The sequence below is a fragment of the Pseudomonas sp. dw_612 genome (assembly GCF_018449725.1).
In the GTDB taxonomy this organism is placed as follows: Bacteria; Pseudomonadota; Gammaproteobacteria; order Pseudomonadales; family Pseudomonadaceae; genus Aquipseudomonas.
Map to the genome: position 1 here is coordinate 1 of NZ_JAAVVC010000046.1, position 8,854 is coordinate 8,854.

The following is an 8,854-nucleotide window of genomic DNA, read 5'->3' on the forward strand; positions in this document are numbered from 1 at the left end:
GTGACATCAGCCTGAAATATCGAGTTGAACTCAGAATGTGAAAAGTCCCCGATCGGCTCCCTTTCCCCCTCTCCCCTCTGGGGAGAGGGCTGGGGTGAGGGGCTGGTTCTCACTGCCGAAACAATTCCCCCGGGGTAAACCCGAACAACCCCTTGAACGCCGCAATAAACGCCGACGTCGAGTCATACCCACAGGCCAACGCCGCATTGGTCACGCTGTCGCCCTCCTCCAGCAAACTCAGCGACGACAGCAACCGCGCACGCTGGCGCCAGCCGCGAAAGCTCAAACCCGTCTCGCGCTGAAACAGCCGCATCAGGGTTTTCTCCGAAGTCCCCAACCGCGCCGCCCACTCCTGCAACGTCACGTTCTGCTCAGGGTTTTCGATCAGTTCGTTGCACAACCCGAGCAATCGTTCATGCCGGGGCAACGGCAGCGAGAATTCAACTTCCGGCAAACTCGCCAGTTGATCCAGCAGCACATTCACCAACCGCGCTTCCTGGCTGTCGCCCTGTGGATACTCCACGGGCAGCAGGCAAAAACTCTTGATCAGTTCCCGGGCCAGCGGCGTCACTTCCAGCACCCGACAACGCCCGTCCGCCCAGGCGCAATCCTCGCGACGTACATACAGACTGCGCATTTCGGCGCGCATCGAGGTGACGACTTGATGTTCGAGATCGGCAGGAATCCAGATGCCCCACTGCGGCGGCGCGAAGAAACTGCCTTCGGCGGTGTGCACGCCGAGAACGCCGCTGATGGCGTAGGAAAACTGCACCCAGTCGTGGCGATGGGGCGGTGTCCAGGAGCCGGCGTTGAGGCTTTCGGCGCGGGCGAACAATGGGCGCGGTAAAGCGGTCAGCGCCGGGATCGAGCGTTCGAGGGAAAGTTGTCCGTTGGACGTCATTGAGGGGCCTTGTGTCGCAGGGCGGCAGATAACATGACGTTAGGCCAACTCGTCCGCCCTGACAAACACAATTCCCAATGTGGGAGCGGGCTTGCTCGCGAAGGCGGTGTATCAGGCAATATTTATGTCGACTGACACACCGCTTTCGCGAGCAAGCCCGCTCCCACAGGGATTGTGCAGGGATCAGCGTTCGATGATGGCTGTTACACCCTGGCCGCCAGCCGCACAAATCGAGATCAACCCCCGCCCCTTGCCCGCCGCGTCCAGCAGCTTCGCCAGGTTGGCGACGATGCGTCCACCGGTCGCGGCAAACGGATGCCCCGCTGCCAGCGAACTGCCCTTGACGTTGAGGCGGCTGCGATCAATGGAGCCCAGCGGCGCGTCGAGGCCGAGGCAGGTTTTGCAGTAGTCGGGATCTTCCCAGGCCTTCAGCGTGCACAGCACCTGCGCGGCGAAGGCTTCGTGGATTTCGTAGTAGTCGAAGTCCTGCAAGGTCAGGCCGTTGCGCGCGAGCAGGCGCGGCACCGCATAGACCGGCGCCATCAGCAGCCCTTCGGCACCGTTGACGAAATCCACCGCCGCCGCTTCGCCATCGCGCAAATAGGCGAGGATCGGCAAGCCGCGTTCCTTGGCCCATTCTTCACTGCCCAGCAACACCAACGATGCGCCATCAGTGAGCGGCGTGGAGTTGCCGGCGGTCATGGTGCCCTTGGCGCTTTTCTCGAAGGCCGGTTTCAGCGATGCGAGTTTCTCCAAGGTCAAGTCCGGGCGCAGGTTGTTGTCGCGGGTCAGGCCGAGGAACGGCGTCATCAAGTCGTTGTGCCAGCCTTCGGTGTAGGACGCGGCCAGTTTCTGATGGCTTTCGAGGGCCAGTTGGTCTTGCTCGGCGCGGGGGATGTTCCAGGTCTGGGCCATCAATTCGCAATGTTCGCCCATGGACAGGCCAGTGCGCGGTTCGCCATTGCGCGGAAACTCGGGGATCAGGTGGCCCGGGCGCAGTTGCAGGAAGGTTTTGAGTTTGTCGGCGGTGGTCTTGGCGCGGTTGGCTTGCAGGAGGATTTTGCGCAGGCCTTCGTTGATGCCGATCGGCGCGTCGGAGGTGGTGTCGACGCCGCCAGCAATGCCGCACTCGATCTGGCCCAGGGCGATTTTATTCGCCACCAATATCGCCGCTTCCAGACCGGTGCCGCAGGCTTGCTGGATGTCGTAAGCCGGGGTGGTCGGCGACAGCCGTGAGCCGAGCACGCATTCGCGGGTCAGGTTGAAATCCCGGGAATGCTTGAGCACCGCCCCCGCAGCCACTTCGCCCATGCGCAAACCGTGCAGGTTGAAGCGTTCGATCAAGCCTTCGAGCGCTGCGGTGAGCATCGCCTGATTACTGGCGGTGGCGTACGGCCCGTTGGAGCGGGCGAAAGGAATACGGTTACCGCCAATGATCGCGACGCGGCGCAGCTGAGTCATTAAAAAACTCCTTCTAAAATTGATTTGTAAATGCGATCCCCTGTGGGAGCGGGCTTGCTCGCGAAGGCGGTGGATCAGTCAATAAAGATGTTGAATGTACTGGCCCCTTCGCGAGCAAGCCCGCTCCCAGAGGGTTCTGCATTTCGCTGAAAGTCCTGCTACACATCAATCACCTGTGTTCTAGCGTAGGCCTAATCTCGTGGATCGAACGACTGATCGCCATTCGTGGTCCACACTTTGAACCCCAGCTGCCGGAGAGCGTTCCATGTCAGACCGTTATATCGACTTCGCCAATTCGTCCATCGGCCACCGTCTGGTCGGGGCCTTGGGCCTGCCGTCGCCGGTGCGTCTGGAACGCTGGCAGGCCGGGCGCCTGCGACCTGTCGAGGGGGCGCTGCTGATTGGCGGCGGCCCGCTGGCAGAAAATGTCGGCGTCTTCGCCAACCGCCTGACCGACGCGATCTACAGCTACGGCACCGAACCGTCCCTGGCCACCGCGTGGATCCCGGGCCACGGCCCGAAACTCAAAGCCGTGGTGTTTGATGCCAGCCACTTGGTGCAAACCGATCAACTCAAACAGCTGCGCGAATTCTTTCAGCCGCTGATGAAAAACCTCGATCTCAGCGCCCATGTGGTGATTCTCGGGCGGGCACCGGAGTCCTTGAGCGACCCGATCGCCGCCAGCGTCCAGCGTGCCCTCGAAGGTTTCAGCCGCTCCCTCGCCAAAGAACTGCGCAGCGGCGGCACCTTGCAACTGATTTATGTCGGCGAAGGGGCCGAGGAGCAACTGGAAGGACCGCTGCGGTTTTTCCTCTCGCCCAAAAGCGCTTTCGTGTCCGGGCAAGTGATTCGGTTAGTCGCTTGCGATACGCCGGTGCAAGACTGGACGCGGCCGCTGTCCGGGCGCAAAGCGCTGGTGACTGGCGCGGCGCGGGGCATTGGCGCGTCGATTGCCGAAACGCTGGCAAGGGACGGCGCCGAGGTGATCCTGCTCGACGTGCCACCGGCCAAGGCTGACCTTGAAGCCCTCGCTGCACGCCTCGGCGGGCAAAGCATCACGCTGGATATTTGCGCTGAAGACGCCGCCGCACAGTTGATCGAACACTTGCCCGACGGCATCGACATCGTGGTCCATAACGCCGGCATCACCCGGGACAAAACCCTGGCCAACATGACCCCGGAATTCTGGGACGCGGTGCTGGCGGTCAACCTCAATGCGCCGCAAGTGCTGACCAAGGCCCTGCTCGACGCCGGCAGCCTGCGCGACAACGGCCGGGTAATTCTGCTGGCCTCCATCAGCGGCATCGCCGGTAATCGCGGGCAAACTAACTACGCCGCGAGTAAGGCTGGATTGATCGGCCTGGCCCAGGCCTGGGCGCCGTTGCTGCATGAGCGCGGCATCAGCATCAACGCGGTGGCGCCGGGGTTTATCGAAACCCAGATGACCGCGCACATTCCGTTCGGCCTGCGTGAAGCCGGGCGGCGCATGAGTTCCCTGGGCCAGGGCGGCTTGCCGCAAGACGTCGCCGAAGCCGTGGCCTGGCTGGCGCAACCGGGCACCGGCGCGTTCACCGGGCAAGCGTTGCGGGTGTGTGGGCAAAGTGTCTTGGGGGCATAGCGATGATCATTGACTGGCACACACTCAACCGCGAACCGAGCCTGCCCGAGTTGTACCTGCGGGCGGCCCTGCGCCGGAAAATCACTGGCACCACCCTGCCCGAGACAGGGTTGCGTTGCTGGCTCGACGTCGACCCGAAACGCCTGGCGGCCTATCGCAAAGTGTGTGGTTTTGCCGATAACGGTTTGCTGCCGCCGACGTATCCGCACATTCTGGGCTTTGCCTTGCAGATGCAATTGCTCACGGCGAAGGAGTTTCCATTTCCGTTGCTAGGGCTGATTCATTTGAGCAATCGCATTCGGGTGCTGCGGCCCATGGGCGGTGTGCATCGCGCGCGGGTCAGCGTGCAGGTGCAGAACCTGCAACCCCACGCCAAGGGCGCGACGTTCGATCTGATCACGACCCTGGATGATCAGTTGGGCACGCTGTGGGAGGCCGAAAGTCAGATGCTGTGTCGCGGGGTCAAACTCGAGGGTGAATCGGTCGAGGACGAATTCGCACCGACGCTGGCGCTGACCGAAGTGACACGCTGGAAAGCCCCGGCAGACATTGGTCGGCAATACGCCAAGGTGTCCGGGGACTACAACCCGATTCACCTGAGTGCGGCCAGCGCCAAATTGTTCGGATTTCCCACGGCGATCGCCCATGGCTTGTGGAACAAGGCACGTACGTTGGCGGCGCTGGCAGATCACCTGCCGACGGCGAACATCGAGATTGCGGTGCAGTTTCGCAAACCGGTGCGCTTGCCCAGTGAAGTGACGTTGCTGGCCAGTGCGGCGGCGTCCAGCGGGGATCTGCAATTGGTCGGTGCCGGGGAGTTGGAGCATATGGTCGGGCATTGGCAACCAGTCGCCTGAAGGGCAAAAGATCGCAGCCTTCGGCAGCTCCTACAGGTCCGGTATACGCCGCGCTGTCACTGTAGGAGCTGCCGCAGGCTGCGATTTTTTCGATTCTGGAACATGATTAATTGTGTATATCACTTAAGTTTCCTGCCCGCCGTCTCGCGCCCCGCTAAAAATCTGCTGCGTTGATTTAACACGCTTTTCCCTCAAACGCCTCCCCCGACTTACACCCAAGGTATTAGCCCTTAGGCAGCACCCGCACGCCCTATATAAAGGGGTTAATACCAACTTGAGAATGGTGTGAAAACGCCCTTGGGATTGTGATGCACACAACGGACGAAGGCATTGCCGGCGACAGATCGGCAAGCCATCGAAGACAACGATCGTTGTAACAGGTGCAAGGAATCTCTCTCATGAACACTCAAGTGTGGTGCAAGTCGGCAACAGCTTTGGCGTTGATCCTGTCTCTCGGTCTGGCGGGTTGCAGCAGCGGCGGTGGTGGTCATCACAGTACGTCCGGCGGCTCATCCGACGGTGCGGCGGGTGCAGCAGGCACCGGCAGTGGCGGCTCCGGAAGCGGTGGTACTGACGGCGCGGGTGGCGGGACTGCCGGAACCGGTGGCACTGACGGGACTGGCGGCGGAACTGCTGGAACCGGTGGCACGGGCGGCACAGGTGACGGAACTGCTGGAACCGGTGGCACGGGCGGAACCGGCGGCACGGGTGGTGGAACCGGCGGCACTGGAGGCACTGGAGGCACTGGAGGCACCGGCGGAACTGGCGGAACCGACGGCGGCACAACCGTCCCGCCACTGGTCACCAGCACTGTGGTTTCCGACCTGGGTAAAACCATCAGCGGCGTGGGCGATGGTGTCAGCGGCATCGGCAATTCCGTAGCGACGCTGCCTGTCGTCGGGGGCGTTCTACAAAGCGCCGTCAACACCACCGGCAATGTCGTGGACAGCGTTGGCGACGGGTTGACCGATGGCCTGGGTAAAATCGGCAGCGACCCGCAAGCCCTGAGCAAAACCACCGCCCTCGTCGGTAACGTGGTGTCCGATGCCGGCACCGGCGTGACCGATCTGAGCGGCAAACTGGCCAGCGCTACCGGCAGCCTTCCATTGGTGGGCGGCGTCGTCAGCAAAGTCACTCCGGTACTCGGTGGTGTCGGCGAAAAAGTCACGATGCTCGGCGATACCTTGAACGTCGCCACCGGCACCGGGCCTCTCGGGGCACTCAGCAACGACGTCGGCAATAAAGTGCTGGTGCCGCTGGTCACGCTGGCCGAGGGCCTGACCGGCAAAGTCGGCAGTGCCACCGGCCTGGGTAATCCGGTCAATGGCCTGGTCAGCAACGTCGCCAGTGCCGTCGGTGGTGTGGGCGGCAAAGTGACGGCGGCTGGCGACGGTAACCCGCTGACCAACACCGTGGGTGCCGCACTGACTAACGTGGCGACCACCTCCGGTGCGGCGGGCGGCCTGGTGGCGACTCCGGGTTCCGGCGCGGGCGGCCTCGGCAGCAGCGGATTGCTGCAAACCGTCGGCGGCGCCGTGGCCAATGTCGGCGCCGGTTTGAACGCGGGCAATACCAATCCGGTCGTCAGTGCCGGCGGCGTCAACCTCGGTGCGTTGGGCGGTACGGTGGCTTCGATTGGCGGCGCATTGGGTGGTTCGAGCGCGCCCAATCTGACCCCGACCGCACCTCTGGCCAGCGCTGGCGGCGCCATCGGTACGGCGTTGAATCCGATCACCAGCAGCGTCACCAGCCTCACGCAACAAGTGGGCGCCACCACCGGCCTCGGCGCACCGGTCAACGGTCTGGTCACTCAGGTTGGCGGCGCCGTCGGCAACGTCGGTAGCACCATTGCCGCGGCGGCGCCCAACCCGGTGGTGGCCGCCGTCGGCAACACCGTTACCACCGTCGGCGCCACTGTCGGCGCGGTGGGAGGACTGGTCAGCAACGGCACGGCTGGCACCGGCGGAATTGGCGGCCTTCTGGGCGGCCTGACTGGCAATAAACGCTGAATTGCACCTGGCCGATTCGACGGCCTTACCTGCGGCGCCTACGCTTGGTTGGAGGCGGAAGATTCGAATGGAGTCTTCCGCTTTTTTCTTTTGGAGCATGACACCTCGCGGTTCCGGTTCAGTCCGCTGACGAGCCTCGGGATGTTGCGATATGACCATGGAGTGTCCTATGCGCGTTATGGCTGCCCTGCTGTGCCTGAGCGTCAGTTCTTTCGCTTTCGCCGACACCCTTCCCACCTTCCTCAACAGCAACGAAACCATCCGCAACCTCCCCGTGCCGAACCTGCCCGCCGACGCTTACCGCCCGAAAGCGGCGCCGCTGCAAGTGCCGGAACCCGGCGCATCCCAGGCCCAGCCGCTGATGATGGGCACCCAGATCACGATCAAAACCGTGCAGATCGAAGGCGGGACGATTTACCCGCTCAACGAACTGGCGACGCTTTATCAACCGCTGCTCGGCCATGAAACCAGTATCGCCGAGTTGATCGAAGCCACTCGCGGTATCACCCGCCGCTATCAGCAGGACGGCTACTTGCTGTCCTACGCCTTCCTGCCGCAACAGGATTTCAGCCAAGGCGTGGCGCGAGTGGTGCTGGTGGAGGGTTACATCAAGGACTATCAAGTGCAGGGTGAACTCGGCCGGGTCAAAGGTTTGCTGGACAAACTGGTGGCCAAACTCCAGACCGAACGACCGCTGACCCGCAAGACCTTCGAGCGCTACACCACGCTGATGACCCGACTCCCCGGCGTGACCGTGCAAGCGCAAGTACCGCCGCCGGGCACCACCGACGGCGCGGCGTACCTAGCGGTGCAAGCCAGTCGCAAACCGTTCACCAGCAGCCTCAGCGCCACCGAAGACAACCGCAATGGCACCCAGGCCCTGCTCGGGGTAAGCAGTAATTCCCAGACCTCCATGGGTGAGCAGTTGAGCCTCAGTGGACTGTTCCCGCCGGGGGAGGACAAAGAGCATTACTACCGCGTGGACTACAACCAATTCCTCAATGCCGAAGGTACGCAACTGAGTGTGTCTGCCTCACGCTACCGCGCCGATCCCGGCACCAACGTGCTGCTCGACAATGGTCTGCAACTCAAGCCGCATCGGGAAAACGATCGCTACTCCATCGGTTTCAGCCACCCGCTGATCGCCTCGCCGACTGAACAACTCAGCGCCGGTGCGCGGCTGTATGCGGTCAACGACAAAACCCGCTACGACGTGGTCGACGACCCACGCAGCGTCGAAGTGCGCACCGACATCCGCGCCCTCGCCTTCGAGAGCGACTGGCGCCAGGCCGACGCCCGGCAACTGCGGATTCTCAGCGGCGGTGTGTATCAAGGCCTCGACAGCATGGGGGCGAAAACCAATGCCGACGTGGACCTGAATTTCTTGCGCATGCGCTTATCAGGCGTGCAGAGCGACAAGTTCTTCGACAACTGGCAAGGCGTGCTTTCGGGTGCGCTGTACTGGAGCGACGACACCCTGCCCGACAGCGAACGCGCGGTATTCGGCGGCCAAAACTTTGGCCGTGGTTACCCCGATGACCAGGCGTCCGGCGACAAAGGTTGGGGCGTGGCGTATGAGGTGAACTACAGCTTCAACCGCGAGGGCAATTGGGTGCGGGTGCTGCAACCGTATGTGGTGCTGGACCGCTCCAAGACCTGGTTCAACCAGTTGCCGGTGCAAGGCAACAACTTGTCCTCGGCGGCGCTGGGGTTGAGGTTTGGCGATGCGAAGTACTACAACATTGCGCTGGAAGCGGCCAAGCCGATGTCGGATGAAGCGCTGGATACGTTCAACAGACGGCCACGGTATAGCATCAGTTTCAGTTATCAGTTGTAGGCGAGATTTTCAGTGAGTCAGGTAGAACCACCCCTCACCCCAACCCTCTCCCCAAGGGGTAGAGGGGGCTGACCGAGGTGTTCTTTCGAGCTACATCGACCTGAAAAACCGAGTCGAACTCAGGCTTTGAAAAGCTCGAAGATCTGCTCCCTTTCCCCCTCTCCCCTCTGA

At 62.5% G+C, this 8,854-nt stretch carries 6 protein-coding genes; 4 read left to right on the forward strand and 2 right to left on the reverse strand.

The features are described from left to right. Window positions 1-109 precede the first annotated feature (109 nt). Entirely contained in the window at window positions 110-901 is a 792-nt protein-coding gene (locus HB680_RS32290; RefSeq protein WP_213942304.1) for a helix-turn-helix transcriptional regulator, read from the reverse strand. Window positions 902-1,084: 183 nt separating this feature from the next. Next, window positions 1,085-2,362, reverse strand: a complete 1,278-nt coding sequence (locus HB680_RS32295) for an acetyl-CoA C-acetyltransferase (protein WP_213942305.1) — start codon at window positions 2,360-2,362, stop codon at window positions 1,085-1,087. A gap of 265 nt (window positions 2,363-2,627) precedes the next feature. Here HB680_RS32295 and HB680_RS32300 point away from each other — a divergent pair, with 265 nt between their 5' ends. The 4 genes from HB680_RS32300 (at window position 2,628) to HB680_RS32315 (ending at window position 8,683) form a co-directional block, all read left to right on the forward strand. Then, window positions 2,628-3,980, forward strand: a complete 1,353-nt coding sequence (locus HB680_RS32300; RefSeq protein ID WP_213942306.1) for a 3-oxoacyl-ACP reductase — start codon at window positions 2,628-2,630, stop codon at window positions 3,978-3,980. Between the two features lie 2 nt (window positions 3,981-3,982). Continuing rightward, entirely contained in the window at window positions 3,983-4,837 is an 855-nt protein-coding gene (locus tag HB680_RS32305; RefSeq protein WP_213942307.1) for a MaoC/PaaZ C-terminal domain-containing protein, read from the forward strand. 398 nt (window positions 4,838-5,235) lie between these two features. Continuing rightward, window positions 5,236-6,846 carry a collagen-like triple helix repeat-containing protein gene (locus HB680_RS32310; RefSeq protein WP_213942308.1) on the forward strand — a complete coding sequence of 537 codons (1,611 nt, stop codon included), beginning with the start codon at window positions 5,236-5,238 and terminating at the stop codon, window positions 6,844-6,846. Window positions 6,847-7,015: 169 nt separating this feature from the next. After that, window positions 7,016-8,683 carry a POTRA domain-containing protein gene (locus HB680_RS32315; RefSeq protein ID WP_213942309.1) on the forward strand — a complete coding sequence of 556 codons (1,668 nt, stop codon included), beginning with the start codon at window positions 7,016-7,018 and terminating at the stop codon, window positions 8,681-8,683. The last annotated feature ends 171 nt before the right edge of the window (window positions 8,684-8,854 follow it).

What these genes read in the sequence shown, in the direction of transcription:
- HB680_RS32290 (WP_213942304.1), bottom strand. Translation starts at nt 901, where the DNA reads ATGACGTCCAACGGACAACTTTCCCTCGAACGCTCGATCCCGGCGCTG.
- HB680_RS32295 (WP_213942305.1), bottom strand. Translation starts at nt 2,362, where the DNA reads ATGACTCAGCTGCGCCGCGTCGCGATCATTGGCGGTAACCGTATTCCT.
- HB680_RS32300 (WP_213942306.1), top strand. Translation starts at nt 2,628, where the DNA reads ATGTCAGACCGTTATATCGACTTCGCCAATTCGTCCATCGGCCACCGT.
- HB680_RS32305 (WP_213942307.1), top strand. Translation starts at nt 3,983, where the DNA reads ATGATCATTGACTGGCACACACTCAACCGCGAACCGAGCCTGCCCGAG.
- HB680_RS32310 (WP_213942308.1), top strand. Translation starts at nt 5,236, where the DNA reads ATGAACACTCAAGTGTGGTGCAAGTCGGCAACAGCTTTGGCGTTGATC.
- HB680_RS32315 (WP_213942309.1), top strand. Translation starts at nt 7,016, where the DNA reads ATGCGCGTTATGGCTGCCCTGCTGTGCCTGAGCGTCAGTTCTTTCGCT.